34 protein-coding genes and 1 pseudogene are annotated in these 25794 nt (G+C 59.2%); 12 read left to right on the forward strand and 23 right to left on the reverse strand.

Annotated elements, in window-relative coordinates; genetic code table 11:
* Positions 1 to 152: 152 nt before the first annotated feature.
* From thiL to hisG, 5 genes are all read right to left on the reverse strand, one after another.
* Positions 153 to 1010, reverse strand: coding sequence for a thiamine-phosphate kinase (thiL, locus tag AC0V6U_RS02525; protein WP_472644661.1), 858 nt, complete (start codon positions 1008 to 1010; stop codon positions 153 to 155).
* 51 nt (positions 1011 to 1061) lie between these two features.
* Complete coding sequence (locus tag AC0V6U_RS02530) at positions 1062 to 1613, reverse strand: tetratricopeptide repeat protein (protein ID WP_472644662.1); 552 nt, start codon at positions 1611 to 1613, stop codon at positions 1062 to 1064.
* Between the two features lie 93 nt (positions 1614 to 1706).
* Complete coding sequence (gene nusB, locus AC0V6U_RS02535) at positions 1707 to 2159, reverse strand: transcription antitermination factor NusB (protein WP_472644663.1); 453 nt, start codon at positions 2157 to 2159, stop codon at positions 1707 to 1709.
* On the reverse strand, positions 2156 to 3445 hold the full coding sequence (gene hisD, locus AC0V6U_RS02540) for a histidinol dehydrogenase (RefSeq protein ID WP_472644664.1): 1290 nt from the start codon (positions 3443 to 3445) through the stop codon (positions 2156 to 2158). Before hisD ends, nusB begins: the two co-directional genes overlap by 4 nt.
* Positions 3445 to 4125 carry an ATP phosphoribosyltransferase gene (gene hisG, locus AC0V6U_RS02545; protein ID WP_472644665.1) on the reverse strand — a complete coding sequence of 227 codons (681 nt, stop codon included), beginning with the start codon at positions 4123 to 4125 and terminating at the stop codon, positions 3445 to 3447. The genes hisD and hisG overlap by 1 nt, the downstream gene beginning before the upstream one ends.
* Before the next feature lie 115 nt (positions 4126 to 4240).
* Between hisG and AC0V6U_RS02550 the strand changes: the two genes are divergently transcribed.
* Positions 4241 to 5305 (forward strand): DUF2332 domain-containing protein, encoded by a 1065-nt coding sequence (locus AC0V6U_RS02550; RefSeq protein WP_472644666.1) that lies wholly within the window; start codon positions 4241 to 4243, stop codon positions 5303 to 5305.
* Positions 5306 to 5311: 6 nt separating this feature from the next.
* Here AC0V6U_RS02550 and AC0V6U_RS02555 read toward each other — a convergent pair whose 3' ends face one another.
* The 5 genes from AC0V6U_RS02555 to AC0V6U_RS02575 all read right to left on the reverse strand — a co-directional run bounded on the left by AC0V6U_RS02555 (position 5312) and on the right by AC0V6U_RS02575 (position 8668).
* The gene (locus AC0V6U_RS02555; RefSeq protein ID WP_472644667.1) at positions 5312 to 6199 is read right to left on the reverse strand and encodes an alpha/beta fold hydrolase; all 888 of its coding nucleotides are present in this window, start codon (positions 6197 to 6199) and stop codon (positions 5312 to 5314) included.
* A gap of 5 nt (positions 6200 to 6204) precedes the next feature.
* On the reverse strand, positions 6205 to 7017 hold the full coding sequence (locus tag AC0V6U_RS02560) for an SDR family NAD(P)-dependent oxidoreductase (protein WP_472645686.1): 813 nt from the start codon (positions 7015 to 7017) through the stop codon (positions 6205 to 6207).
* Positions 7018 to 7029: 12 nt separating this feature from the next.
* On the reverse strand, positions 7030 to 7401 hold the full coding sequence (locus AC0V6U_RS02565; RefSeq protein WP_472644668.1) for an NUDIX hydrolase: 372 nt from the start codon (positions 7399 to 7401) through the stop codon (positions 7030 to 7032).
* Entirely contained in the window at positions 7401 to 8321 is a 921-nt protein-coding gene (locus AC0V6U_RS02570) for a helix-turn-helix domain-containing protein (protein WP_472644669.1), read from the reverse strand. The genes AC0V6U_RS02565 and AC0V6U_RS02570 overlap by 1 nt, the downstream gene beginning before the upstream one ends.
* Before the next feature lie 74 nt (positions 8322 to 8395).
* Complete coding sequence (locus tag AC0V6U_RS02575; RefSeq protein ID WP_472644670.1) at positions 8396 to 8668, reverse strand: BolA family protein; 273 nt, start codon at positions 8666 to 8668, stop codon at positions 8396 to 8398.
* A 50-nt stretch (positions 8669 to 8718) separates the two neighbouring features.
* Between AC0V6U_RS02575 and AC0V6U_RS02580 the strand changes: the two genes are divergently transcribed.
* Positions 8719 to 9324 carry a J domain-containing protein gene (locus tag AC0V6U_RS02580; RefSeq protein ID WP_472644671.1) on the forward strand — a complete coding sequence of 202 codons (606 nt, stop codon included), beginning with the start codon at positions 8719 to 8721 and terminating at the stop codon, positions 9322 to 9324.
* Between the two features lie 3 nt (positions 9325 to 9327).
* Here AC0V6U_RS02580 and AC0V6U_RS02585 read toward each other — a convergent pair whose 3' ends face one another.
* On the reverse strand, positions 9328 to 9684 hold the full coding sequence (locus AC0V6U_RS02585) for a DUF1428 domain-containing protein (RefSeq protein ID WP_472644672.1): 357 nt from the start codon (positions 9682 to 9684) through the stop codon (positions 9328 to 9330).
* 56 nt (positions 9685 to 9740) lie between these two features.
* Positions 9741 to 10580, reverse strand: coding sequence for an oxygenase MpaB family protein (locus AC0V6U_RS02590; RefSeq protein WP_472644673.1), 840 nt, complete (start codon positions 10578 to 10580; stop codon positions 9741 to 9743).
* 83 nt (positions 10581 to 10663) lie between these two features.
* On the opposite strand from AC0V6U_RS02590, the gene AC0V6U_RS02595 reads away from it, so the two are divergent.
* The 3 genes from AC0V6U_RS02595 (at position 10664) to AC0V6U_RS02605 (ending at position 14707) form a co-directional block, all read left to right on the forward strand.
* Complete coding sequence (locus AC0V6U_RS02595) at positions 10664 to 11338, forward strand: cupin domain-containing protein (RefSeq protein WP_472644674.1); 675 nt, start codon at positions 10664 to 10666, stop codon at positions 11336 to 11338.
* Between the two features lie 88 nt (positions 11339 to 11426).
* Complete coding sequence (gene cobS / locus AC0V6U_RS02600; protein WP_472644675.1) at positions 11427 to 12419, forward strand: cobaltochelatase subunit CobS; 993 nt, start codon at positions 11427 to 11429, stop codon at positions 12417 to 12419.
* 80 nt (positions 12420 to 12499) lie between these two features.
* A complete protein-coding gene (locus AC0V6U_RS02605; protein ID WP_472644676.1) occupies positions 12500 to 14707 on the forward strand; it encodes a transglycosylase domain-containing protein in 2208 nt (735 codons plus the stop codon).
* On the opposite strand, the gene AC0V6U_RS02610 is transcribed toward AC0V6U_RS02605, so the two are convergent.
* Genes AC0V6U_RS02610 through AC0V6U_RS02620 form a run of 3 tightly spaced genes read right to left on the reverse strand, consistent with a single transcriptional unit; the run spans position 14704 to position 15620 of the window.
* Positions 14704 to 15126 (reverse strand): PaaI family thioesterase, encoded by a 423-nt coding sequence (locus tag AC0V6U_RS02610; RefSeq protein WP_472644677.1) that lies wholly within the window; start codon positions 15124 to 15126, stop codon positions 14704 to 14706. The two genes, AC0V6U_RS02605 and AC0V6U_RS02610, sit on opposite strands and share 4 nt — an antisense overlap.
* Positions 15119 to 15313, reverse strand: coding sequence for a hypothetical protein (locus tag AC0V6U_RS02615; RefSeq protein WP_486169359.1), 195 nt, complete (start codon positions 15311 to 15313; stop codon positions 15119 to 15121). The genes AC0V6U_RS02610 and AC0V6U_RS02615 overlap by 8 nt, the downstream gene beginning before the upstream one ends.
* Entirely contained in the window at positions 15297 to 15620 is a 324-nt protein-coding gene (locus AC0V6U_RS02620) for a PaaI family thioesterase (RefSeq protein WP_472644679.1), read from the reverse strand. Before AC0V6U_RS02620 ends, AC0V6U_RS02615 begins: the two co-directional genes overlap by 17 nt.
* Positions 15621 to 15746: 126 nt before the next feature.
* Between AC0V6U_RS02620 and AC0V6U_RS02625 the strand changes: the two genes are divergently transcribed.
* From AC0V6U_RS02625 to AC0V6U_RS02645, 5 genes are read left to right on the forward strand one after another with little or no spacing between them, the layout of a single operon-like run.
* Positions 15747 to 15905: a hypothetical protein gene (locus tag AC0V6U_RS02625; protein WP_472644680.1), complete on the forward strand. Its 159-nt coding sequence runs from the start codon at positions 15747 to 15749 to the stop codon at positions 15903 to 15905.
* Between the two features lie 16 nt (positions 15906 to 15921).
* The gene (locus AC0V6U_RS02630; protein WP_486169360.1) at positions 15922 to 16500 is read left to right on the forward strand and encodes a hypothetical protein; all 579 of its coding nucleotides are present in this window, start codon (positions 15922 to 15924) and stop codon (positions 16498 to 16500) included.
* 7 nt (positions 16501 to 16507) lie between these two features.
* Positions 16508 to 16909: a hypothetical protein gene (locus AC0V6U_RS02635; RefSeq protein WP_472644682.1), complete on the forward strand. Its 402-nt coding sequence runs from the start codon at positions 16508 to 16510 to the stop codon at positions 16907 to 16909.
* Positions 16894 to 17148, forward strand: coding sequence for a hypothetical protein (locus AC0V6U_RS02640; RefSeq protein WP_472644683.1), 255 nt, complete (start codon positions 16894 to 16896; stop codon positions 17146 to 17148). Before AC0V6U_RS02635 ends, AC0V6U_RS02640 begins: the two co-directional genes overlap by 16 nt.
* A gap of 15 nt (positions 17149 to 17163) precedes the next feature.
* Positions 17164 to 17805, forward strand: coding sequence for a hypothetical protein (locus AC0V6U_RS02645; protein ID WP_486169361.1), 642 nt, complete (start codon positions 17164 to 17166; stop codon positions 17803 to 17805).
* Here AC0V6U_RS02645 and ruvX read toward each other — a convergent pair.
* From ruvX to pyrE, 8 genes are read right to left on the reverse strand one after another with little or no spacing between them, the layout of a single operon-like run.
* On the reverse strand, positions 17802 to 18287 hold the full coding sequence (ruvX, locus tag AC0V6U_RS02650; protein ID WP_472644685.1) for a Holliday junction resolvase RuvX: 486 nt from the start codon (positions 18285 to 18287) through the stop codon (positions 17802 to 17804). The two genes, AC0V6U_RS02645 and ruvX, sit on opposite strands and share 4 nt — an antisense overlap.
* Positions 18269 to 19444: a DUF3089 domain-containing protein gene (locus tag AC0V6U_RS02655; RefSeq protein ID WP_472644686.1), complete on the reverse strand. Its 1176-nt coding sequence runs from the start codon at positions 19442 to 19444 to the stop codon at positions 18269 to 18271. The genes ruvX and AC0V6U_RS02655 overlap by 19 nt, the downstream gene beginning before the upstream one ends.
* Before the next feature lie 12 nt (positions 19445 to 19456).
* Positions 19457 to 20356, reverse strand: a complete 900-nt coding sequence (gene lepB / locus AC0V6U_RS02660) for a signal peptidase I (protein WP_472644687.1) — start codon at positions 20354 to 20356, stop codon at positions 19457 to 19459.
* An 8-nt stretch (positions 20357 to 20364) separates the two neighbouring features.
* Complete coding sequence (gene acpS, locus AC0V6U_RS02665) at positions 20365 to 20775, reverse strand: holo-ACP synthase (RefSeq protein ID WP_472644688.1); 411 nt, start codon at positions 20773 to 20775, stop codon at positions 20365 to 20367.
* On the reverse strand, positions 20772 to 21089 hold the full coding sequence (locus tag AC0V6U_RS02670; RefSeq protein WP_472644689.1) for a hypothetical protein: 318 nt from the start codon (positions 21087 to 21089) through the stop codon (positions 20772 to 20774). Before AC0V6U_RS02670 ends, acpS begins: the two co-directional genes overlap by 4 nt.
* A gap of 9 nt (positions 21090 to 21098) precedes the next feature.
* On the reverse strand, positions 21099 to 21395 hold the full coding sequence (locus AC0V6U_RS02675; protein WP_472644690.1) for a pyridoxal phosphate biosynthetic protein: 297 nt from the start codon (positions 21393 to 21395) through the stop codon (positions 21099 to 21101).
* 1 nt (position 21396) lies between these two features.
* Positions 21397 to 22137 (reverse strand): pyridoxine 5'-phosphate synthase, encoded by a 741-nt coding sequence (locus AC0V6U_RS02680; protein WP_472644691.1) that lies wholly within the window; start codon positions 22135 to 22137, stop codon positions 21397 to 21399.
* Between the two features lie 10 nt (positions 22138 to 22147).
* Complete coding sequence (pyrE, locus tag AC0V6U_RS02685) at positions 22148 to 22729, reverse strand: orotate phosphoribosyltransferase (RefSeq protein ID WP_472644692.1); 582 nt, start codon at positions 22727 to 22729, stop codon at positions 22148 to 22150.
* Positions 22730 to 22939: 210 nt separating this feature from the next.
* Between pyrE and coxB the strand changes: the two are divergent.
* Together coxB and ctaD are read left to right on the forward strand one after the other, a co-directional pair.
* Positions 22940 to 23924: pseudogene (gene coxB, locus AC0V6U_RS02690) on the forward strand (cytochrome c oxidase subunit II).
* Between the two features lie 45 nt (positions 23925 to 23969).
* Positions 23970 to 25688 (forward strand): cytochrome c oxidase subunit I, encoded by a 1719-nt coding sequence (gene ctaD, locus AC0V6U_RS02695; protein ID WP_472644693.1) that lies wholly within the window; start codon positions 23970 to 23972, stop codon positions 25686 to 25688.
* Positions 25689 to 25794: the final 106 nt, after the last annotated feature.

Here is a 25794-nt window from a genome sequence, read left to right on the forward strand (position 1 = left end):
GAATCCCCTCTCCCAGTATGAAGATAGCGCCTGGGTTCTCCCATTGACGCGGTGGCGTGGACCATACGGACTGATGTCAAGCTGGCAAGCAGGAAACGGGGCAATCCCGCCCATTTCACCAGTTTTGCTTGGAGCGACCCGGCAATTCGGGATCAGCCGTGCTGATAGCCGAGGCCTTGCGCATTGACGATTGGGTTGCCGTCGAGCGTGAGCGGAGCAAAGCCCAGCGGCTGTACGCTGCCAATCCGCGTTGCGGGAACAGGCAGGGTCAGGTTCGATGGCGCGGTGAACAGCAGCTCGTAATCATCGCCCCAGCTTATGCAGTCTTCGCGCCGCTCGGTGTCTGCGACAAAAACGCTCTTACCCTCTATAGCGAGGGTGACCTCGCTTGCCTCCGCAAGGCGGAAGGCATCGAGCAGCAGTCCGTCTGAGACATCCATCATGGCGCTGACATGCGGCGCTAGTAATTGGCCTTGCTGCAATAATGGGCGAGGGCGGTTGAACGCCTCGAGGTGCTCAGGTGCGCCTTCAAACCCGAGCATAGCGGCGCCGAGCGTGCCGGTGATATACAGCGCGTCGCCGAGGGAGGCGCCACTGCGCGAGGGCACTGGCGTATGGACTGCGCGGCCAATGGCGGTAAGGCCGAAGGTGCGCGGGCTCGCCGCCGAAACGGTGTCTCCGCCTAGGATTGGCACATTGTAGCGGCTGAGCGCTTCGCCGAGGCCTGCGAGGAAGCGTTCGTCACCTTGCCCCAGCGAATGGCCCAGCAATACGCCAATCGGCTCAGCGCCTTTGGCCGCGAGGTCGGAAAGGTTTGAGGCAACCAGTTTCCAAGCAACATCGGCCATATCGGCATCGGGGCGGAAATGCGTGCCCTCGGCCATAATATCATGAGTTAGAATGAGTGTTTCGCCGCCGATCTCTAAGACAGCGCAGTCATCGCTTAGCCCGCGCGCACCAGAATGGAGCGGCAGAGCGCGCAAAGCGGCGATGAAATCGGCTTCGTTCATTGCGCGCTGATGCCAGCAATAGGCAGGGCTGTCACCAATAGGCGCGGCGATTTAGCTTAGGTTTTCGAGCAATTTTTTGGCGTCACGGCGGACTGCGCGACGTTTGCTTTCAGCAGCTTGGTTTAGCCAATATCGGGCTCGGTCGGTGTCCGCTTCGACGACGATTCCGCGAGCATAGGATGCTCCAACCAGAAGGCGAGCGCCATCATTGCCCAACTCTGCCGCTCGGGCGTAAAGTTCAAACGCCCTTGTCCTGTCGGCATCAACACCCCGCCCTTTGTCCAGCACCGAGGCTAGTCGGACCATGGCACCCACATCGCCTTCCTGAACCATATGCTCAAGCAGTCTCACGGCCGCACGTGTTCTATTCACCGACAAAAGGCGATTGACTTCGTTAATCCACTGCCTACGATCGTACCTCTCATTGCCGATCGATGTGTTGCGCTTGACACGCAAGAACCCTGCGCCATCGGGTCTAGGTCCCGAAGGTTTGCTTATCTGCGGCTTTGAGTGAGCGCCACTGCTGTAATTTTTATCACTGGCTAGAGTTGGAACTGCCATAATTGAAATACAAAGACCGAGAGTTGCAGTACTTAATTTCATTCGACATCTCCTATTACGCAAATACTTCGCTTCTAAAGATGAACGCGTAGTGAATTAGGTTCAACTAGCGTGGTCGAACGTGCGTCGCAGAGATTAACTACGGGCACCCTTCGCTGCGGCATCCAAAATACCGTTCACGAATTTTGCCTCGCGGTCGTCGAAGAATGCTTTCGCCACATCGACATATTCGTTGATGGCCGCGGCGGCTGGCACATCATTGCGGGCGAGCAATTCGTATGTTCCGGCGCGCAGGATTTGCAGCATCGTCTTGTCGAGGCGTTTTAATGTCCAGCCATCTGCCAGTTTCGCCATCACCAACGCATCAATTTCTTCGCGGCGGGCATCAACCCCGCGTACGATATCATCGAAGAACTCTACCTCGGCATCGGCAAACTCATCTTCATCGATGGTCTTGCCAAGGCGGTGCTGATGAAATTCATCCAGCAGTTTCGCGAGCGCCGTCCCCTCCATCTGCATCTGATAGAGCGCCTGGACAGCGGCGAGCCGCGCGGTTGAGCGGGCTTGAGAGCGGGCGGGCGTGTTCATTTCAGGCGAAGTTCCACTGATTTGGCATGCGCGGGCAAGCCCTCTGCATGGGCGAGGGTCGCCGCCGCCGGACCGATCGCGGCAAATGCGTCGTCATCCAGCGCGATAAAGCTGGTGCGTTTCATGAAGTCGAGCACGGACAGCCCGCTGGAAAAGCGCGCGCGCCAGCCGGTTGGCAATACGTGATTGGGCCCGGCGACGTAATCGCCCACGGCCTCTGGTGTCATCCGACCGAGGAACACGCTGCCCGCGTGATTGATCTTCGAAAACAGCGCCTCGGGATCAGCCACAGCGAGTTCGACGTGCTCAGCGGCTAGTCGGTCCGCGAGCGCAGGCGCCTCGTCCAAGTCTTCGACCAGAATAATCACACCGTGATCGTCCCAGCTTTGCTTGGCGGTTTTGCCCGTTGCGAGCTGCGACAGCTGTACAGTCACGCGGTCTTCAACCTGAGCGGCGCAGGTAGCGTCATTGGTGATCAGAATGGACTGAGAAGTCGGGTCATGCTCTGCCTGGCTCAGCAGATCGGCGGCGATCCAGTCTGGGTCATTGTCGCAATCAGCGATCACCAGAATTTCGCTTGGCCCTGCGACCATGTCGATGCCGACCACGCCGTAAAGCTGGCGCTTGGCCTCCGCGACATAGGCATTGCCGGGGCCCGTGATCACATCCACCGGCTTGATCCGCTCGGTGCCATAAGCCAGCGCGCCGACCGCTTGCGCTCCGCCAACGCGCCAAATCTCGCTGACGCCTGCGACATGCGCGGCGGCGAGAACCAGCGGATTGGAATTGCCCTTGGGCGTCGGCGTGACGACAACAATCCGCTCAACGCCTGCGACCTTAGCCGGAATCGCATTCATCAGCAGCGACGAGGGATAGGCCGCGCGCCCGCCCGGCACATACAGCCCGGCGGCATCGACGCTGCGCCACACCGCGCCTTGGCGTACGCCAGCTTCATCGGTGAAGTCGCGGTTCGCCGGGATTTGATCGCGGTGATAGGCCTCAATCCGGGCAGCGGCGAGGTTCAGGGCGTCGCGCAATTCCGGCTCAAGAGCGTTATACGCTGCTTCGCAGCTTTCGGGCGAGATCGACCAGTCTTCGTCGGTGCTCAGGCTGTGCCCATCAAAGCGCTGGCTGTATTCGACCAGCGCCGCATCGCCCTTTGCTTTGACGCGCGCGAGAATATCGCTGACTTTGCCAGAGACGTTCTCGCCGCTTTCGCGCCGGGAATTGACGATCTTGGCGAAGCGCTGCTCAAAATCGGCATCTTTGGTCGACAGCTTTTGCATTATGCAACCTGCTTTTCGGCGGCTTGCGCTTCCATATCGGCGCGGAAGGCGGCGACAAGCTCAGCGACACGCGGATCGGTCTTCAGCGCCGCGCGGTTCACGATCAGCCGGGCAGAGATATCGATGATCTTCGATGTCTCGACTAAGCCATTGTCCTTCAGCGTCCGTCCGGTCGACACCAGATCAACGATCTGGCGCGCGAGGCCAAGTGACGGGGCGAGTTCCATCGCGCCATTGAGCTTCACGCATTCGGCCTGAATGCCTTGCGCCTCAAAATGGCGCCGGGTTAGGCTGGGGTATTTGGTCGCAACCCGAAGGTGGCTCGCGCTGGACTGCTCTTCCGTGTCATCCACACGCTGCGCAACCGAGAGGCGGCAATGGCCGATATCAAGGTCCACTGGCGCGTAAAGATCAGCGTAATCAAATTCTTCAATCACGTCGGAGCCAACAATTCCAACCTGCGCCGCGCCGTGCGCCACGAAGGTTGCCACATCAAACGCGCGGACCCGGATGAGTCGCATATCGGCGCGATTTGTGGCAAAGCTCAGCGCGCGGTTGCTCTTGTCGTGAAACGCGGCCTCGGGCTCAACACCGGCGCGCGCCATTACAGGCAGAGCCTCATCGAGGATCCGCCCCTTGGGAATGGCAAAGGTGAGCTGGCCTGAATTGTCCGTAGTCATTGCGGAGCCGCACTTAGGCATTGCACTGCCAAAGGGCAACACGGACGATCAGGTAAACCTGCCTTTGATCGTGCCACCAACATAGTGAGGAGACGCGTTGCATGAGTGACAGGGCATGAGTAACGGGGCGATTATGGACACCTCAGACTTTGACGCGGCGCTGGACTGGCAGGCGGCCCATGCCGAGGAAAATGGTGCGCCGTGCACCGCGCGAATTGTCCGCGCTTTGGCTGCCGCCGTAGAAGGCGACACTGCCGTCGCTCAGCGGATGACGAACTGGCCAGGCCTAACTCTGAAGGATGCCATGCCGCTCAGAATTGCGGGAGGTTTGCACTATCTGCTTCTCAGCGCCGCGGACGATCGTTTGGCTCCAGTTTACCGCGGCGAAATCACCGATCAGGCTGAGGTCGATGCGCTCGTTTGCGCGGTGGTAGACGCGCATGATGCGGCGCTTGCCCCATGGCTCGATGGACCGCCGCAAACCAATGAGGCTGGGCGCTCTGCCAGCATCATGGCCGGTTTGCTGTGGCTGGCTGGCCGCGTGCCTGCGAAGTTCGATATGTTTGAACTTGGAGCAAGTGCCGGGGTCAACACTATGATGGACCGCTATTTTTACCGCTTGGGCGAAACGGAAAGCGGACCGCCAAGCTCTCCAATGCAGATTAAACCTGAATGGCGAGGAGCATCGCCGCCTGCCGCCGAAATAGAGATCACAGCCATCTGCGGCTGCGATATTGGGCCGATTGACCTAAGCGATACGGATGCGGCTCTGCGGCTTAAGAGCTATGTCTGGCCGGACGCGCAGGAGCGGATGCAGCGGATTGATGCCGCGATTCAGCTAGCCGGAGAGCGCGCGCCCGATGTCGTGCAAATGGATGCGAGCGAATTCGTGCGGGAGCAATTGGCCAAGCCGCAAGAACCCGGCACGACCCGCGTCATGTTTCACTCGATCATGTGGCAGTATATGCCCGAGGGCACTCAGAATGAGATCACAGCGGCGATTATGGCGGCTGGCGAGAAGGCGAGCGCCGAGAAACCGCTCGCATGGATCGCGCTTGAAACCGATCCTGCGACATTCCGTCACGAACTGAGGGTTCGCTACTGGCCCGGCGGTGAAGAGGAGGTTTGCCTCGCCCACGCGCATCCGCACGGCGCCTGGGTAGAGTGGAGCGGGGGCTAGAGGCGACTAGCTGGCTAGGAATTTATCCATGGCCGCGTTGACCTTCGCCGGTGCTTCCCAAGGCACAAAATGCCCGCAATCGTGCACTTGTTCGATGGTTAGGTCGTCAATGAGCTCGTCCAGCCCATCGAGGTTTTCGGCAGGCAAAGCCAAGTCGTCCATCGCCCAGATTACCAATGTCGGGATGGTCAGCTGCGGCAAATCCGGCCCAGAGTAATCCGATGGCACCTCAAAAGGTTCATCCATTGTCGGCACCGTCATCGGGCTGGCGCGGTAATAATTGATCATGCCAAAGGCGGCATCGCGGTTCTGCCAATCGCGCAGCAAAGCCTCGCGTTCTTCCGGCTCCATCGCGGCCGGGCGGTCCCACTTCACTTCTTGCAGCATCAGGCCGGTCAGGCCTTGGTCCTTGATCAGCGCATCATTCGCTGTGTCCTTAAACCCGCGAATATATTGGCTCGCCTCGCGCTGGCCCGGATGGGTGTAGAGCAATTTCTGGAAGATCGAGGGATGCGGCGCATTGGCGATCACCGCGCGTTCGACCCGCACATGCTGACCGCCGAGCGCTACGCCCCAGGCAATCGCGCCGCCCCAATCATGGCCAACAATCGTGAACTTCCCAATGCTCAGGGCATCGGCGAGCAGGAAAATATCGCCGATCAGCTTGTCTGGGGTGTAAGCCTCGACCTCTTGCGGTTTGGATGATCCGCGATAGCCGCGCTGATCGGGGGCAATACAGCGGAAGCGATCCTTGAAATGCGCGATCTGATGGCGCCATGTCCGGTGGCTTTCGGGAAAGCCGTGGAGGAAGATGAGGACCGGGGCATCGAGCGGGCCTTCATCGACCACATCCAGATGAATACCATTGGCGAGGTGCACGCGTTTTTGTTCCATCGCGCTCAATCCTCTGCCTCCATTTTCTCCATATAGCCGCTGGCGACCATGCCAGCGATCTGGTCGAACAGAGCATCAGGCGTGCGGCGCATCTCGCCCATCGCCAGTTCAGCCCCTTGCGCGACGATGATCTCGCGTTCGCCAGCGGCAATCCCGTCGAGCATTGTGTTCGCTGCATCTTCGGCGGAGATGCCATTGTCGATCGCATCGTCAGAGCGGCCCCGTTTTGCGCCATCCGCTGTCAAAGCATTGCGCGCGACATTCGTTGCGACGGAGCCGGGATAGATCATGTGCACGTTGACGCCTGATTGCGACAATTCTCCGCGCAGGGCATCGCCATAGCCAGCGAGGCCAAATTTCACCGCGCTATAGGCTGTGCGCATCGGCACACCGACTTTGCCCGCGATGGACGAGATAAAGGCGATGCCGCCAGAGCCTCGCTGGGCCATGTGTCCGATCAAGCCTTGTGAGAAGGCGATCTGCGCGGTGAGGTCGATATCGATGATATCGCGGTAGACCTGCATGTCTGTGTTGAGCGCGCGGCTGCGCTGAGAAACACCGGCATTGGCGAACGCCAGGTCGACGCCGCCTTTCCAGGCGACAGCTTTGGCCGTTGCTTCGGCAAGCGCAGCGTCATCGCGCACGTCAAAAGGCAGGAGCAATGTCTCGCCGCAATCCCTCGCGACTTCGGCAAGCCGCGTTTCATCGCGGCCCGACAACACCAAATGCGCACCGCGCCGCGCCAATTCGCGCGACAGTGCCGCGCCAATTCCCGAAGATGCGCCAGTGATCCAAACGGTTTTGCCGGTGTAGTCCATTGTCATTCCTTATCAGGCATGCGCGGTGATCAGCGCTGCAATATTCTCTGGGTAGATCGCTTCGTGCCAGCTCTCAAGCTCGGCCATCGTGAACCAGCGGTGCTGTGTCATTACTTTGCGTTCCAGATCGGTGTGGCGAGAGGTATCGATTAGATCGCTATCCGCGCGCACGATGAAATAGCGCTCATCGGCCCGCACAGGTTCGCCTTCGACGGTGATGAATTCTGGCTCGATCTGGGCGATTTGCGGGCCTGGATCGGCGACTATGCCGGTCTCCTCCAGCAACTCGCGCCTCGCCGCCTCTTCGAAGCTCTCGCCTGTTTCGCATTCGCCGCCAGCGGTCACCCAAAACGGCGGCCTGTCAGCGACATCGAAGCGGAACATCAGAGCGCGGTTTTGAGGGCTGAGAACAATAATCCTCGCCGCGCGCCGGATGCGCTTCTTTGCCGCTTCGTGCATACGCTTAGTCCTCGTTCCGGCTTTCTTCGCGCAGCTTCAGGCCGCACGGTCTGTAATGGCGTAACGGTATTCTTGAATTGCCCCGGTGTCATCCGTGTGAATTTGCGAAACTCGCGATTGAGATGCGACTGATCGAAATAGCGCAGCTGCGCCAAATCCTTCTCGCTGGCATTGCCAAACCCGCGCATCGCCGCTGCCATGTCGAGGAACTTGCTGCGCCTCAGAACTCCCTTTGGCGTCAGGCCAAATGCGTCCTTGCATCGGCGCTCTAGCTGACGGACGGAAATGCCAATGTCGTCGGCAGCCTGATCGATCCTGATGGTGCTATCTCTTCGCGCGAATACCTCAAACTTGGCGAGCTGCTTGTCGACCTGTGGGTGCCCATGTTCCTCGATGCGGCGCAGGATAATGGCTTCCATCGCGGCAACTTTCGCCTCGTCATTGCTCGCTGCATTGATTCCGCGCTGCAATTCACTCGCGAGATCGCCCCATGCATCCTCCAGCGGCAACATCCGGTCAACATATTCAGGATGATCCCCGGCAAACAACGCGCGCCATGCGCTGGGGCGAATGGCAAATCCGACAACGTTGAAGCTACCCTTTACCCGAACCTTAAACGGGCCAGCATTGGCTCCGAACAGCAACGTGTCGCTGGGCCGGGACCATTCGCCGGGAGCCACTTCGCCGGACCAATCACCTTCAACCAAGCAGCGCACAAAGGCGGTCTCTGCCAACAGGAAATCCTCGATCACCATGGCTTCGGGCAATTGCGCCTGAAACACATAGAACCGCCTGATATAGGGCGCGACTTCGGGCGAGGGGTGGTAGGTGCGAGACAGCAGCATCAGCGTGCCTGATCATGAGCTCGCATTGTCTCTGCTCCCCAGCTTCCCTGCACAAGTTCGGCGATTGGCTCGCTCTAACTCTCCGGCACACTTGCCCTTATTGCAACAGCATGCACCCGTTCGCCGACAATGTCACCCAATGCGGCGATAACCGCGCGCTGCCGGGCGAGCCGGTTCATTTCAGCGAATGCCGAAGCCTCAATCACAATGGTGAAGTGCGATTCGCCGCTGCCATCATCGCCAGCGTGGCCAGAATGCTGCGCGCTGTCATTGATGATATCGAGCTTGCTTGGCGAAAAAGCCTCCGTCAGCAGTTGTGACATTTCTTGGGCAATTGAGCCGTTCATCGCGTTCTCTCTCTTGGATTTAGGGTTCTGAGACCCCATGCTCTATTTTCATGCGCTCTGCCAAGTTTCATGGACGTCACGAAGACGCTGCACGCGATTGCGAAGCCCCGGGCTGCGAGGAGGCTGGCGAGTTTCGCGCGCCAGGCAATCGCCCCAATGGCTTTGACGGACCCGGCGAATGGCGCTGGATGTGTCTGGAGCATGTGCGCCAGTTTAATTCGGGCTATGATTGGTTCGAAGGCATGAACGCAGAAGAAATTCTCGCCGCGCAATCGCCAGCATCCGGCTGGAAGACCGAAAGTCCAAGTTTCAAGCCGACCGCTGGTATCGATGGCATGCCGCGCTGGGCCGATTTTGATGATCCCTTGGATGCGATCTCCGCGCGAGCCGCCGGGATAAAAGGGCGCGCTAGGCGTGATGCAGAGGCTGCTCCCAACGGCTTTGGCGGGACGCGTTTCTCTGCGGAAGAGATCGGCGCGCTTGAGGCTATGGGGCTGGGGCAAGATACTGATCGGCCGCGCCTGCGCCAGCGATATTCAGAACTCGTGCGGCGTTATCACCCAGACCGCAATGGCGGGGACCGCAAATATGAAGCACGCCTAGGCAAGGTGGTGGAGGCCTATCAATTGCTGCGCAAAGCGCGTGCTTTCAGCTAGGCGTTAGCGACCCTTGGTCAATAGGGGCTCAAACCCGCCATAGATCAAGCGAGAACCATCGAATGGCATCTCGCCGGAGTGGTTCTCGAAGCCTTCGCCCGCCATCATCGCTTCATTGGCTTTGTCGAAAGTTGCCTTGTCCGGCCAGATCACCCAGCCAGTGACGATCTTTTCTCCTTCAGGTGCGTTCACAGCCTTGCGATAGTCCGTGGTCTTGCCCTCGGGAACATCAAGCTCCCAGGCTTCCATGACTTCCAATGCGCCGTGATCCATCGACCAATTCGCCATGAATTCGGCGGCTTCGAGATACTTTTCGCGGTTTTCTTCAGGCACTGAGAGCGCTGCGACAGCTACGTACATTTCAATCCTCCCTCAAATCCGGCGGATCTGTATAGCAGCAATTTGGCGAATTCGGGTCAAGTCTGCCGAAATGCCCAGCGCAAGGTCCGGCCCATGCCCCATGTCGCGGCGCGCGCAGGGATGGCGCTGAGACCGGGCGCGCTAAGCCCCAGCATGCTTCTGCCCCATGGCGGCAGCATCGCCACAGCATCGCCGCCCAGCATGGCTTGCACGCCCGGCGGTGTGCCTTCGGGCTTTTGGTTGAGCACCAAATTGGCGATCTCGCGCGCCTCTGGGGAAGGGCGCAGATCAACGCGCAGTTCCCGAAAAATCGCATCGGCCTCCGCCCGGGTTTCGGGCACTGGATATGCGCCCAGAGCGCGGGCGACCACCGCAAACTGGCGGTAATACTCATCCTGCTCGCTGCGCGGCATATTCGGCCGCACATGGCGCATATATCCCGCTAGGAAACTTTGCGCCTCGGCCACATGCACCCAAGCGAGCGTACGCGGATCATTCGCGATGTAAGATGATCCATCCGGCAGCGTCCCGGTCACCTGAGCATGGATGCCATTGACCCGCTCAATCGCCGCCATCGCGCGGTCGCGGTGGCCAAAGGTGGTCACCGCGATGAACTTTGCCGTACGGCGCAGGCGGCCATGCATATCTTCGCGAAAGTTCGAATGGTCGAGCACGCCTTGGAGCGCATGCGGGTGGAGCATTTGCAGCAGCAGGCTGCGAATGCCGCCGGTCATCATCCCAACCAGATCGGCATGCACCATGCGGATCGGCGTATCCCGCTCAAACAGAGCCTCGTCTGAAGGCGGCTCTGGCTTTTGCCCGGCGCTGGCATCATTGAAGACATCGCGGACTTGCTGAACCAGTTTCAGTCGCAGTTTTTCAATTGGATCAGCCATTATGGGCAATGTAGTCAGTGTGTTGTTCAAATGCGAGGTCAAGTTGCACTTCACATGCCGCCGCCAATGCCCATTTTGAATGTATGAGAATCAACGCAGAATTTGATGAGGCGGTAATGGTGCGCACCGGCGAGATGGATTGGGTGCCTTCGCCCATGGCCGGGGTTGATCGCAGAATGCTAGACCGGATTGGCGATGAGGTCGCGCGCGCCACCAGCATCGTGCGTTACGCTGCGGGCAGTCATTTTTCCGAGCATACCCACTCCGGCGGGGAGGAATTCATCGTCCTCGACGGTGTGTTTCAGGACGAGCATGGCGACTATCCTGCGGGCACTTATGTGCGCAACCCAATCGGTACGCACCACATCCCCCGCTCTGGTCCGGGCTGCACTATTTTTGTGAAACTGTGGCAGTTTGCGAAGGACGATGCCGATCAATTCTCGCTGGATTTGAACAGCTTGGAGTTGTCAGCTGATCTCAATGTTGGGGGCGTTAGCCGCGCCCAGATCGTCGATCGGCCGCAGGAGGCGGTGTTTGTCGAGGCCTGGGAGCCCGGCACTGAGACCGAATTGGGCGATGCCGGCGGCGTGGAAATCCTGATACTGGAGGGCGAACTGAACCACGCGGGCGAAACCTATCACCGCAATGACTGGATCAGGCTACCAGCGGGTCAGCGCACCGAATTCAAGTCAGGCGCAGAGGGCGTGCGGTTTTGGATGAAGTGCGGGCATTTGAGCAAAATCGCCATTCCGGACTAAAAAACTGCACAAATTCCTGTGACCTAGTGAAAATAGCATGCCGCAGCTTCTTGCAGCCGCGCCAATCGCGCTCTAACCGTTCCGCACGATGAATTCTCCTGCAGACACCAGCTTCGACAGCGCCGGCAGCGCGCTTCCCCCTCAGCCCGACACGACGGTCGATGTGCGCGACACATTCGGCATTGATGTCGATTGGCAAGTACCCGCCTTCAGCGTGGCAGAGGCGCATGTGCCAGAGATCGACGAAAGCTATGTCTTCGATCCCGATACGACGCTCGCGATTTTGGCCGGGTTTGAGCACAATCGCCGCGTGATGGTTCAGGGCTATCACGGCACGGGTAAGTCGACGCATATCGAGCAAGTGGCCGCGCGGCTCAAATGGCCCAGCATCCGGGTGAACCTGGACGCGCATATCAGCCGGATCGACCTTATTGGGCGCGACGCCATCGTGCTCAAAGACGGCCTGCAAGTCACCGAGTTTAAAGAAGGCATTCTTCCTTGGGCGCTGCAGCACCCGGTTGCGCTAACCTTTGACGAATATGATGCGGGCCGCCCGGATGTGATGTTCGTCATCCAGCGCATTCTGGAATTTGATGGCCGCCTGACGCTGCTAGACCAAAACCGCGTGATCACGCCGAACCCCTATTTCCGCCTGTTCGCAACCACCAACACGGTTGGCCTGGGCGATACCAGCGGGCTGTATCACGGGACGCAGGCGATCAACCAAGCGCAGATGGACCGCTGGAACATCGTGGTCGCGCTCAACTATCTGCCCGCTGAAACCGAGCAGAAGATCGTTAAATCGAAGACGCCGGACACTGATGATGCGGTAATCGCGGATATGGTGAAGGTTGCGGACATGACCCGCCAGGGCTTTATGAACGGCGATATCTCAACCGTGATGAGCCCGCGCACGGTTATCACCTGGGCGCAAAATGCCGCGATCTTCAAGAACCTTGGCTTTGCCTTCCGTCTTTCGTTCCTCAACAAATGTGACGAGGCGGAGCGCGTTTTGGTGAGCGAATATTACCAGCGGGTCTTCAACGAGGATTTGCCGGAGGGCATCGCGAAGACCGGTTAGAGACGTTCACGTTCTGACGAACTCACCGCCTCAGCAAAAAATGCTCGCAAGCGCTGTATTAATCGTATAATACAGCGCGTATGTTTCGGCGGCAACGACCAGACGATGAGGAAGGCATCAGCCCCAGGCCGGGTGACCGGCGAGAGGCGGGCTATTACTCATTGCAAGATCCCTATGGCAGCGCGCTCGATGATTTCGACAATAAGTTCGACTGGGGTCAGCACGGGCAAAAGCCCAAACGCAGCTGGCTGAAATGGCCCAGCCTGCCGAGCTGGGGCCGCCGGTCAAAGCGCGACTCCGGCGATGATGTTGCCCCAGAGATTGAGCCTGGCCATTACCCAGCGCCTGTGATCCCAGCGACGAAATGGCAGAAACGCCGCAAATGGTTTGCGCGAGGGATTGCGCTGTGCCTGCTCGGCTTCTTCCTGATTGTCGGCTGGCTTGCGTTCACTGCGCCGCTGTCAAAATCGCTTGAGCCAATTGCGCCGCCGCAAATCACTCTGCTCGCCAGCGATGGGACGCCGATTGCCCGCAGCGGCGCTGTGGTGGATGAACCGGTCGAGGTTGAGGAATTGCCAGAGCATGTGGTCGGCGCGTTCCTCGCGATTGAAGACCGCCGGTTCTACTCGCATTGGGGGATTGATCCGCGCGGCATAGCGCGGGCGGCCTGGTCAAACCTGTCTGGCGGGCCGCGCCAAGGCGGCAGCACGATCACTCAGCAGCTGGCGAAATTCACCTTCCTCACGCCAGAGCAAAGCATGACGCGTAAGGCTCGCGAAGCGTTGATCGCGCTATGGCTGGAGACCTGGCTGACCAAGGATGAAATCCTGGAGCGCTATCTCTCCAACGCCTACTTTGGCGACAATCAATACGGCCTGCGCGCAGCCAGCCTGCATTACTTCTATCGCCATCCAGAGAACCTCAAGCCTGAGCAGGCGGCCATGCTTGCAGGTCTCTTGAAGGCGCCAAGCAGGCTAGCGCCGACAAAGAATTATGACCTTGCGAAAGAGCGCATGGGTCTGGTGATTTCTTCCATGGTGGAAGAGGGTTATTTGACGGCAGAAGATGCCGCGAGCCTGCCTTCGCCTAAGCTTGATGTGCGGGCGCGCAATACCCTGCCAACGGGCACCTATTTTGCCGATTGGGCGCTGCCGATTGCGCGCAAGAATGCTGAGGCAAGCTATGCCAAGCAGGCGCTAACGACGACCTTGGATGCACGCCTTCAAGCGCTCGCGAGCCGAGTGGTTGGCCGCGCGAAGTTGGGCGATGCGCAGGTCGCCTTGGTCGCAATGCGTCCCTCGGGTGAGGTTGTGGCAATGGTTGGCGGCAAGGATTACGCGAAGTCTCCGTTCAACCGCGCGACGCAGGCCCGCAGGCAGCCGGGCTCGACCTTCAAGCTGTTCGTCTATCTCGCCGCGCTGGAGGCCGGCTGGCAGCCGGATGACACCATTCCAAACACCGCTATTGAGCAGGGAAGTTACCGCCCGAAGAACTCCGGCGAGAAATATTCCGACGAACTGACCCTGGAACAGGCGTTTGCGAGCTCCAGCAATGTTGCCACTGTTCGCCTGTTCCAAGCTGTTGGAAGCGAGCAAGTGATCGCAACTGCGCGCTCGCTAGGCGTTGAGTCTAGCCTGCCAGTCGGCGACCCAAGCCTCGCGCTCGGCACATCATCCATGACTTTGCTTGAACTCACCTCAGCCTATGCGGGCCTTGCTGGTAACACTTTCCCGATTGAGCCCCATGCGTTTGAGGAAGAAGAGGAGGGCTGGCTCGATTGGCTGACATCAGGCGAGGACAGCCTGTCAGCGCGGACGCATGAGAATATCGAGCAGATGCTGCGCGCGGCGATCAATAACGGGACAGGCCGTGCCGCCACTTTGCCGATTGCCAATTACGGCAAGACGGGCACGACGCAGAATTACCGCGACGCTCTGTTTGTCGGCTACGCGGGCGATCTGGTGGTCGGCGTGTGGGTCGGCAATGACGACAATTCCTCGCTTGGCGGCGTAACGGGCGGGGGAACACCGGCCCGCATATGGCGCGAGTTCATGCGCGGCGCCTTGTCGCTAGCGCCGCCGAAACCCACCAGCGCGCCTGATCCAGAAGGTCCTGTGCAGCCGCTCGATATCGGCGAGGGCGAAACAATCGTGATCGACGAAAATGGTTCAGAGATCAGCTTTGATGAAGAAGGGATCACCTTCTCAACCGAAGTCGAGGGCGTGCCCTTGGAACTGAGAATTGATGAGGACGGGCTTAATCTGGAGCCTGCGCCGCCGGATCGTTAGTCGCGCTCTGCCATCAAGATATTGAGGATCGCGGTAGCTATTGGCCGCTCGCGATCATCCTGCCACGCCTCAACCGCGATATTGGCATTGCGGCGACCAAGCCGGGTGATCCGGCCCACGGCGTAGGTCTGCTTTTGCTTGCCTGCTGCGAGAAATTGCACGGTGATATTGACCGGTTTGAGCTGCGGATTGCGGCCCTCGCGCACCAGCACAGCGCGCAATGCGGCATAGCCAGCGTTTTCGAGCAGACCGGCGGTTGCGCCGCCATGGAATGCGCCTGGTCTGCCCTCGATAACGGAGCTAAATCCCACTGTTAGCACCGGCAAGTCGCCTTCCAGCCCATGAAGCGAAATACCCAGAGCGCGGGCATAGGGAGGGAGCACCAGAGCGGCGGCTGGATCGTCGTGAGTGCTATTCATCGCCGGTCCCCGCAGAGCTGGCGGCGTCTTTGCCGATGGGAACCTTGCCTTGGCGTGGATCGCGGCCAATGGTCATGAATACGCCTGCGACATGCGCGACCGGGTCTTCCGGGTCGCCATCATGAGCAATCCCTCGGACAAACGCCGCTGATTTGGTGGTGCGATAGCACTCAACCCGGCCGATCACGGCGGCGCGCTCTTTCATGCGGCCGCTGGTAATCTACCCTCAGGTCGAGCGTCGCGATGGGGGTGAAATCGCCCTTTGTCGTCCAGATGCTCATCCCGCTCGCCATGTCCATCAGGCTGACGATCGGGCCAGAGGCCAGGACGGCGCGATCTTCCTCGCCCAGCAAGTCCTCTCGCCAGGGCAATTCCAGCTCCACCCAGTTCTCACCGTGGTCGCGGTAGCGCAGGCCCAGCCAGCCAGAATGGCCGTGCTTGGTGAAAAATTTCGACGCCTCTGCAGGGTCAAATCGGACTTTGGGCGAGCTCATAAACAGACCTCTGTCCCGAGCGTTCCAACATTACAATCTTTTAATTTCAGCGAATCTTCCGGCCCGGTCATTCTTGGTCTTGCGCCGCGGCAATCCCGTTTCGGTGCAACCTTGGAGGGTAACAAAATGAACCTTGCTAAAATTGATCTCGCTTCGCTGCCTGGACTGGAAACCGCGAGCGGCCTGTTTGGTTCCGCGCTGCAGTCTGGGGCGACATATGACGACCGGATCGTGGTCATCATGGTCTATCTCTACGACACCATCCCGCCTGCTGCAGTCGTTTAAGCAGGTAGTGCAAGCGATGCAGATTCATCCTGATATCGCGGCGCTGCGGAGTGATCCCACTCTGCAGCGCCATGCGCAAATGCCGATGACGCGCGCGGTCGCGGAATGGCAATCGAGGAGCGACGTCATGGCTATTAAAGAGGAGCTGGAGGCCTATGACGCGGGAAGGCCGCTGGGCATGTGCGAGACCTTGTCAGGCGTGCTCAGCAATTATGAGACCGCTTCGCGTTTTATTGGTGATTGGTCGAATGGATTGCTGGCGCCGTTGATGGATCAGCCGCTGGGCCAGGTTCCACTGCGCCATAATGTCGCTCCGGGATTGGCGACGCTGCAGCTGATGAATAGCGGAGGCACGACGCTCTCCCTGTTTGTCTACAGCGAGCTTAGCTCCGCCGCCGAGCCGCAAAGCGCGGTTTTTGCCGACCGCGAGGTCTGCGAGATTGTGTTGGCGGGCAAAGCGCATGGGGTGCAGCATCAGCTTACCGGGATCCATTCAGGCCGGGCGCGTATCAATTCTTGTCCCACTACGTACGAAGCTGGGAGTTGTGTCACGCAGCCGCATGGGTGTGCAGACCCGCGAATTTCTAAGGGTTGAGGGCTCAATGCTGTTGCTGCAGCTGACCCGCATCCCGGCAAAGCCAATGCCATCGCGAGAATATCTGCTGTCTGACGGCACGCTGATCCATCAAGTCAGCGCGAACAAGCGCTCCAGCCAACACTTTATGGCGGTGGATGTGCTGGGCGCTATGGAGCGCAGGGATGCAGTGCCGGTGATGCAGGAACTGGCCCTGTCTATGGGTGATGATGCGGACCTACGCTGGGAAGCTGTCCGTCAGACCTTGGCGCTGGATGCAGCCGAGGGAATGGCCCTGCTCGGCCGATTGTCCGGGCGGCAGCATGATCCAATTGCTCAGCCTGCTGCCTCGCTCAAGCAAACCCTGATCGCTGCCAATGCGCGGCTTGCCGATCTGGCGAAGGAGGCCGAACCATGCCCCGTATCATAGAAGCTCCAACGGACAGCGTCGCTAGCCTAGATGAGACCATCGACGCGCTCGCCGGAATTGACTTTGATCCGGCCTGCGAGGAGCGAACAGAGCAGGCCGCGACTTACCTGCGCGCGCTGACCAACAACCGCACTTTTCTGGGCGATATGCTGCTTGATCAGATCAAGCATCGCCACCGCGAAGTCGGCCAGGAAAGCGGCTATGGCCCGCAGTCCATCGTGCTCAGCCCGCTGGCCTAAGCAATGTTTTCCTGCGTGCGAATATCTGGCCGCATGGAGGACGATCTGTGTTTCAAGGCGAGCGGGGCTAAGAGCTTCGTCTATGGCATTCCGCATGATCACAATTTCTCGTTTCTCACCAGCGGCTATCTCGGGCCGGGTTATCGCAGCGATTATTACGAATATGATTATGCGGATCACGCAGGCTATCCCGGCGAGGATGCAAAGCTGACCTTTGTGGAGCGCACGGCGTTGTCTGAAAACAAGCTGATGCTGTACCGCGCACACCGCGACATCCACAGCCAGTTGCCGCCGGAAAGCCTCTCAGTCTCGATCAATGTGATGCATGTCGACCCGGCGCAGCATTGGTACGATCAATATGGCTTTGATCTGGAGGAAGAGCGGATTGAGCGTGTGCTCAGCCCCAATTCGACCGAGGCTTTTCTGCGGATCGCGGTGGCCACTGGCAGCGACGAAGCGCAGGATTATGCCGAATGGGTGGGGCGCCATCACCCGAGTGAGCGCCTGCGGCAGGCCAGCTTTGAAGCGCGCAGTGTTGCTCTGACCGAGCGGCAAGATCGCGACGCTTTGTGGCGAGAGGCAGAGGGGGCGGGCAGCCGGATGCTGGCACAGATTGCGCGCGGTAAGAGGGCGGAATCGGCCGCAAGCGCTCCCTAAAGCACTCCGCCAGCCAGCCGGTCGATTGCACCTTGCAAGATCACGGCGGCCGCGTGGCTATCAATCGCTTCGGCACGCTTGGCGCGGCTCATATCCTGACCGATCATCGCCGCCTCGGCGCTCTGCGTGGACCAGCGCTCATCCCACAGCAGGATCGGCAGATCGAAGCTCTCGGCAAGATTACGAGCATAGGCGCGGCTGCTTTGCGCGCGTGGCCCCTCGCTGCCGTCCATATTGCGCGGCAGGCCAATGACGATCCCGGCGCTGCTGCGGTCCTTGATGACTTTGCGCAGTTCCTCGCGGTCGCGGCCAAATTTGCCGCGTGGCAAGGTGGTGTGATTGGTCGCAAATCGCCATCCGCCATCGCAGGTCGCCGTGCCGATGGTTTTGGTACCAAGATCGAGGCCGAGGAGCGCCCCGCCATCAGGCAGTGCGCTGCGAAACTCGCCCGCGTCTTCGGTGATCAGCGCGCTGCTTGCCATGCCAGAGCTCGGCGAGCGATGTCCGCCTGTGTGTTGGCCCAAAACAGGGGGATATCATAAACGTGGTAATTGTTGCCCGGCAGTACGTAAGGGCCCATTTCGGGCGGGTCGCCGATCAGGAGCAGGCCGCGCTCATCACAGCGGGCAGGGACCGCGCCGGGCACGAGCTCGCCGTCGCTGATATCAGTGTTGGGCACCAAAGTGCCGAGGTTTGCTTCCATTGCCGCCTCTGCCCCAATCGTCCCTGTCAGCGGGTTGGTGCACAGTATCTTGCTATCCCCGCGCAGGGTCCCGTCAAAGCCGGTCGATTTGGCGTAGGTTTCCATCACGTCGGACGGATCGGCAGGCTCGGCGAAGCTCGACCACGATAGTACGCAGCCCGCCTGTTCGGCTGCGGTGCAGGCAGGCATGCCAAGGGCCAGCAAGTCATGCTTGATCGAGATTGGCCAGCCGACCGCGTAGGCGGCAATGACACGCGGCGCGATCTCAGAGCCGCTGACTTCTTCGCGCAGCAGGCGCAGCAGATGCAGCGAGCCTTGGCTGTGCCCGACAAGCGCGATTGGCGTGTCTTCGTCCAGCGAACTCAGGAAATAGCGATAGGCCTCCAGCACATCGGCATAGGCAGCATCTATGGCTTGCTGTCCCTCCGGTGCGTCGGTGAGGAATGCGCCCATGGTCGCTTGGCGATAGCGCGGCGCCCAAATCTCTGACGCTGCGTTAAATGGGCTGGCCATGCCGCGCACATAAAGTCTCGCGACGCGCTCGGCCTCTTCCGATCCAATCGGTGCGTTCCAATTGGCGCGCTCGAGATAGCTGGTCGGGTGGATAAAGAAGACCGCGAAATCAGGCAGATCTGACGCCGTGGCGTCATCGGACCGCTGCACTGGCGCGCGTCCAGCGGTGGTCTCACCCTCATTTGATGCTTGCGCATAGGCGGGTTGCCACCGGGCGGGATCGGTAACGCCGATACCGGGGCGTGAATACCACAGCGCGGGGTCTTCATAGGCGTTGTCAGCCAAGGCCTCTTGTTCGACAAATTCCGTGTCAGGCACCAAGGCAAAGGCGGCCAAATCGCCTTTGAACATTTCCCAGCCGATGCGACCAACCAGAGCGGCGACGATGCAAAACGCGATAAAATAGAGGAATTTCTTGGCCATGCGCTGGCTCGCTTACTCGCTGTCTGCTGCGCTGCGCTCGGCAATGGCAGGGCGCAGCGTGGTCCAAGCGCGGTCACCGCGCAAGCTGCTCCACCAGCTGCCCGGGTTCCAAGTGGTTGAGCCGTCGAGCGAGAAGGTGATGAATTCTGCGCGCCCGCCAATGTTTTCGAGCGGGATTGCGCCGCCAAGGCCGCGCTGCGGGATGGTAGCGCGGCTGTCTGCGGAATGATCGCGGTTGTCGCCCATCACGAACACAGCGCCCTCTGGGATCATCAGCGGCCCGAAATTGTCGTGCGGTTGGCCCTCGATGTGGTCAATCGTCAGATACGTCGCGCCATTGGGCAGCGTCTCGCGGTAGGTGGGCGGTTCGTAGAATTGAGCGCCGCTGGCTTCGCGGGCCCGGTATGGTTCGAACGCCGTCAGGCAAGGGCGATCATCGCAGGTTAGCTCTTCTTCAAACGGGATGCGCACCGCTGGCACAACCTCACGCTTGATCGCCTCGCCATTGAGAATGATTTGCCCTTCGCGCACCTCGATTGTGTCACCGGGCAGGGCGACCACGCGCTTGATGTAGTCTTCGTCTCGCACCGGATGCACCGGGATCACGATATCGCCATATTCAGGTGTGCTGCCCAAAACCCGCCATTCGCCGCGCGGCAGCAGGTGAAAACTCGCCGATGCCCATGACCAACCATAGGGATATTTGCTCACCACCAAGCGGTCGCCAACGTGCAGGGTCGGCATCATCGAAGTTGATGGAATGTAAAACGGCTTTGCCACCAGGCTGTGAAACGCCAGCACCGCGAGCAGCATCAGCAGAAGCCCGCGAAGCTCCGCGAACCAATTGACCTTTTCTTCGGCCGTTTCGTCAGTTTTGATGCTGGTGTCTGTCACTGTCGTGGCTTCAGTCATAATGCTCGTTAAGTCTGGGGGATGGGCAGCGCTTCGATAATAACGAAGGCCTGCGCCCATGGATGATCGTCGGTTAGGGTCAGATGAACATGCGCCTCATGGCCTTCCGGGACCATTTCCGCAAGACGCTTCGCCGCGCCGCCAGTTAGCGCGAGGGTCGGCGCGCCAGAGGGTGCGTTGACCACGCCAATGTCTTTCATAAAGACCCCGCGCCGAAATCCGGTGCCGACCGCTTTGCTAAAGGCTTCTTTCGCGGCGAATCGCTTTGCATAGGTGCCAGCGATGGTGAAGGGGCGGCGCTGAGCCTTGGCCCGCTCTTTCTCGGTAAAGACGCGGTTCTCGAACCGCGCACCAAACCGGTCGAGCGAGTTTTGGATCCGCTCAATATTGCAGAGGTCCGATCCGGTGCCGATGATCATATTGCCACTCCGCTGAAAAATCCCATTGCGCCGAGAGCCAAGAGGAAGCTCGCGCCCCACAGCAGGGTCGCCTCCCGGACTTTATCCTTGTTCCACAACACAACAGTCGCGACCAGCAGAGCGACGTTGATCAGGAATGGGCCAATAACTATCAAAGTATCAAGCAATGGGATCGGATCGCCGCGGTGAACCTCTGAACCGAAGGCCATGCCGATCAGCGCAATGAAGCCGGTTCCGAGCAGGCAAAGCGCATACCAGCAAACCATGATGGCAAGCATCCAGCCCGGCTTTTTCTGCTCAGCACTATTGTCCATGCGTCATTCTCATCCGCCCAAAGCCCGCGACATTACCATAACCAACAGACCCAAAGCCGCCGCGTGCAGCATTACCTGGGTCTTGAACAAGGGGTGGGCAAAATCGCCATCCCCGCGTTTCAGCGATCCAACATAGCCGAAAATCTGTAGGGCCACCCAGCCAATTGCGAAGGCGACCAGCACGCCGTTCGAGAGAGCATATCCCAGAAAGCCGATGCTGAGAATGAACAGGCCCGCCGCGCCAAAGGCCCAGCGCTTTTGTTCAGCGGTTAGATCGGGGAGGTCTGGGCGGTCGGCATCGGCCACACTAGCGTGCCTCGTCCATCAGCTCGCGCATCCGCCTGATCGCTGGCTCCAGTCCAGTGAAGACTGCTTCGCCAATCAGGTAGTGCCCGATATTAAGTTCTGCGATCTGAGGAATGGCGGCGATCGGCTGGACATTCTCAAAGGTCAGTCCGTGGCCCGCATGCGGCTCAATTCCGTTTTTCGCGGCCAAAGCGGCCATGTCGGAAATGCGCTTTAGCTCCGCTTCGATTTTTGCGTTGTCCCCGTCTAAGAAGGCGTGGGCGTATTCGCCAGTGTGAAACTCGACGACGGGCACGCCAAGGCGCAAAGACGCGTCCAGTTGGCGGTCTGTTGCCTCAATGAACAGCGAGACGCGGATGCCCGCTGCCTTCAATTCCTCAACAATTGGCGCCAAGGTGTTGTGCAATCCAGCAGCATCGAGGCCGCCTTCAGTGGTGCGTTCCTCGCGCTTTTCTGGGACGATGCAGGCCGCGTGCGGTTTGTGCCGCAGCGCAATTTCTAGCATCTCCTGCGTCGCAGCCATCTCAAGATTGAGCGGCAGCTCGGTCGCGGTCTGGATTCGGGCCAAGTCTTCATCGCGAATATGACGGCGATCTTCGCGCAAGTGAGCGGTGATCCCATCGCCGCCAACACTGGCGACGATTTCCGCGGCGCGCACAGGATCGGGATGGTCGCCGCCGCGCGCGTTGCGGATGGTGGCGACGTGATCAATATTTACGCCCAGTCTGAGCTTCGCGGTCATATCTGGATGCCTATTCCTTGCGGCTGCCCGGCTTCGTCACCGCGATAGCCGCAAGTTCTGCGGGAACTTCATCATCGGAATATGTGGGGAAATTGATCGCAATCAATGGGTAGAAGGGCACACCTAGGTCCACCTCTCCGCCGGAACGATCAATCAAAGAGCATTCTGCGATGACCTCGCCGCCTTCGCGCGCAACGGCAGCAATTGCCTCGCGGCTGGAAAGGCCAGTGGTCACCACGTCTTCCACCATCAGCACTTTGGCGCCCGGCTCCAATGCGAATCCCCGGCGGAAGTGAAATTCACCATCGGGACGCTCCAGAAACAGCGCGTCTTTTTCCATGCACCGGCCAACTTCATGGCCGATAATGATGCCGCCCATGGCCGGTGAAACCACAGTATCCACAGCCGCGCGCACCTCTCTTGGGATGTTTGCGCACACCGCACGGGCGAGCCGACCAGCGCGTTCTGGGTTCATCAGGACTCGGGCGCATTGCAGATAGTGCGCGCTATGGCGGCCCGAGGAGAGCTTGAAATGCCCCTCCAGCAAAGCGCCAGAACCACGAAACTCAGCGAGAACTTCTTCTTCAGTCATGCGTAAAAACACTACCTTTTTTGCAAACTTGCGCCCCAAACATGGTGGCTTGCATAATTTTCTCCCTAGAAGCGCTTGAGGCAGTGAGCAAGCGCAGCTAAGAGGCACCCAACATTGGCAGAAGTGTCGATGCGTAAGCTGTTGGCAGGGCTTTGTTCAAAAGCGCTGCGTTAGGGGCAGTATGGGATTAGTAGCGGATAGACTAGACACATGAAACTGGGTCATATTTTCGACCGTGCGTCGCTTGCGATGGTTGCTTTGTTTGCAGCCCTTTCGATTGCACTGATGCCTCAAATGGCGGTTGCGCAAGAAGCCGATGCTGGCGAAGTTGCTGAAGCAGAAACCCCGGCGGTGGATGCCAATGCGGCTTACACGCCAATGGCGCCGACCGAAGGCAAGGGCATGCCAACGGCGTATGAAGACGATGCGTGGAAGAGCCTGACCTTCCAGGATCAGTATTCCGCTGACGGTAAATACGCGCTGTGGATGCATGATGTGATCCTGATGCCGGTCATCACGATCATAAGCCTGTTCGTGCTTGCGCTGCTCCTATGGGTGGTGGTCCGCTACCGCAAGGCGGCCAACCCTGTCCCATCAAAAACGACTCACAATACCGCCATCGAAGTGATCTGGACGATTGTTCCGGTGATCATTCTGGTGGTGATTGCGGTTCCTTCGATCTCGCTGCTGGCGCGGCAATATGAAACGCCGCCCGAGAACGCCGTGACGATCAAGGCGACCGGATACCAGTGGTATTGGGGGTATAACTATCCAGACTACGGCGAGTTTGAGGTCATCTCAAACATGCTGACCGAAGAGCAAGCCGACGCAAGCGGCGAGCCTTATCAGCTGGCCGTTGACAACCGCATGGTCGTGCCCGCCGGCGTTCCGCTGCGCGTGCAAACAACCGCTGCTGACGTGATCCACGCTTTTGCTGTGCCCTCGCTGTGGTTCAAAATGGATGCGGTCCCTGGCTAAGCTCAATGAAAAATTGCTCACAATTGAAGAGCCTGGCGTGTATTATGGCCAGTGTTCAGAGCTGTGCGGTGCGCGTCACGCTTACATGCCGATCACGGTAGAGGCGCTGCCGATGGAGCAGTTTGAGGCTTGGATCCGCAGCAAGGGCGGCGAAGTGCCTGGCGATGCCGTGGCAGAGGCTCCGGCCGAAGCTGCTGCTGAAGACACCGCGTCGTAAGACTTAAGAATTTAACGAATTAAACAGTCCGAGAGAATTTGAACCATGGCAACCACCGCTGAAGGTTTCGACATTCACACCGATGATCACGCACATGCTGCGGATCACAAGCCAAGCTTTTTCAAGCGTTGGTTTATGTCGACCAACCACAAGGATATCGGCACGCTCTATCTGATCTTTGCGATTATCGCAGGAATCGTGGGCGGCGCCATTTCTGGCGTTATGCGGATGGAATTGGCCGCGCCAGGCATCCAATATCTTGGCGATGCAGTGGCGTTCATGGGCGGTGAGCCGTCTGAGAATGCTAACCTGCATATGTGGAACGTGTTCATCACCGCTCACGGTCTGATCATGGTGTTCTTCATGGTCATGCCAGCGATGATCGGCGGCTTTGGTAACTGGTTCGTGCCGCTGATGATTGGCGCGCCAGATATGGCGTTCCCGCGGATGAACAACATCTCGTTCTGGCTCACGGTTGCTGGCTTCCTGAGCCTCGTCTTCTCGCTGTTTGTGCCGGGCGGAACCGGGCAGGGCGCAGGCGTTGGCTGGACGGTCTATGCGCCGCTCTCGACAACGGGCTCTCCAGGGCCAGCGGTCGACTTCGCGATCTTCTCTTTGCACTTAGCGGGCGCAGGTTCGATCCTTGGTGCGACAAACTTCATCACGACCATTTTCAACATGCGCGCGCCGGGTATGACCCTGCACAAAATGCCGTTGTTCGTATGGTCAGTTCTGGTCACAGCATTCCTGCTGCTGCTCGCGCTTCCAGTGCTGGCTGCGGCGATTACCATGCTGCTGACTGACCGTAACTTTGGCACCACCTTCTTTGACCCAGCGGGCGGCGGGGACCCTGTTCTCTACCAGCACTTGTTCTGGTTCTTTGGTCACCCAGAGGTTTACATCATGATCCTGCCGGGCTTCGGCATGATCTCTCAGATCGTTGCGACCTTCAGCCGCAAGCCTGTGTTTGGCTATCTCGGCATGGCCTACGCCATGGTCGCAATCGGCGTCGTCGGATTCATCGTGTGGGCGCACCACATGTACACGGTCGGCCTCGACGTAAACACGAAGATGTACTTCACCGCGGCCACGATGGTGATCGCGGTGCCAACTGGTGTGAAGATCTTCAGTTGGATTGCCACGATGTGGGGCGGCAGCTTGGAGTTCAAATCACCAATGGTTTGGGCGATGGGCTTCATCTTCCTATTCACTGTTGGCGGTGTGACCGGCGTCGTGCTCGCCAATGGCGGCATCGATGATAACCTGCACGACACCTATTATGTGGTTGCTCACTTCCACTACGTATTGTCGATGGGGGCGGTGTTCTCGCTCTTCGCGGGCTTCTATTACTGGTTCCCGAAGATGAGCGGCCGGATGCATTCTGAACTGCTTTCGCACCTGCACTTCTGGGGCTTCTTCATCGGTGTGAATGTAATCTTCTTCCCGCAACACTTCCTGGGGATGCAGGGCATGCCGCGCCGCTATCCCGACTATGTGGAAGCGTTCACCTATTGGAACCAAGTTTCGACCGTGGGCTATATGATTATGGCGGCGTCCATGCTGCTGTTCTTTATCAACCTGGCCTATGCCTTCACGGCAGGCCGCAAGGTTGGCAACAACCCATGGGGTGAAGGCGCAACAACGCTCGAATGGACATTGTCTAGCCCGCCGCCATTCCACCAGTTTGAAACGCTGCCAGTGATTGAGGATCATCACGATTATCACGATCACATGCCGCGCGAAGACAAGCCAGCAACCGCCTAAGGGCTGGCCATTTGGCGGCGCGCTGATTTCTTTATCGCTCCGCTGAAACAACAGGAAACGGGAAGGGGCGCGCCGTTTAGGTGCGCTTCTTTCAAAATTGAGAGAG

It is taken from the genome of Erythrobacter sp. W36 (assembly GCF_057364935.1).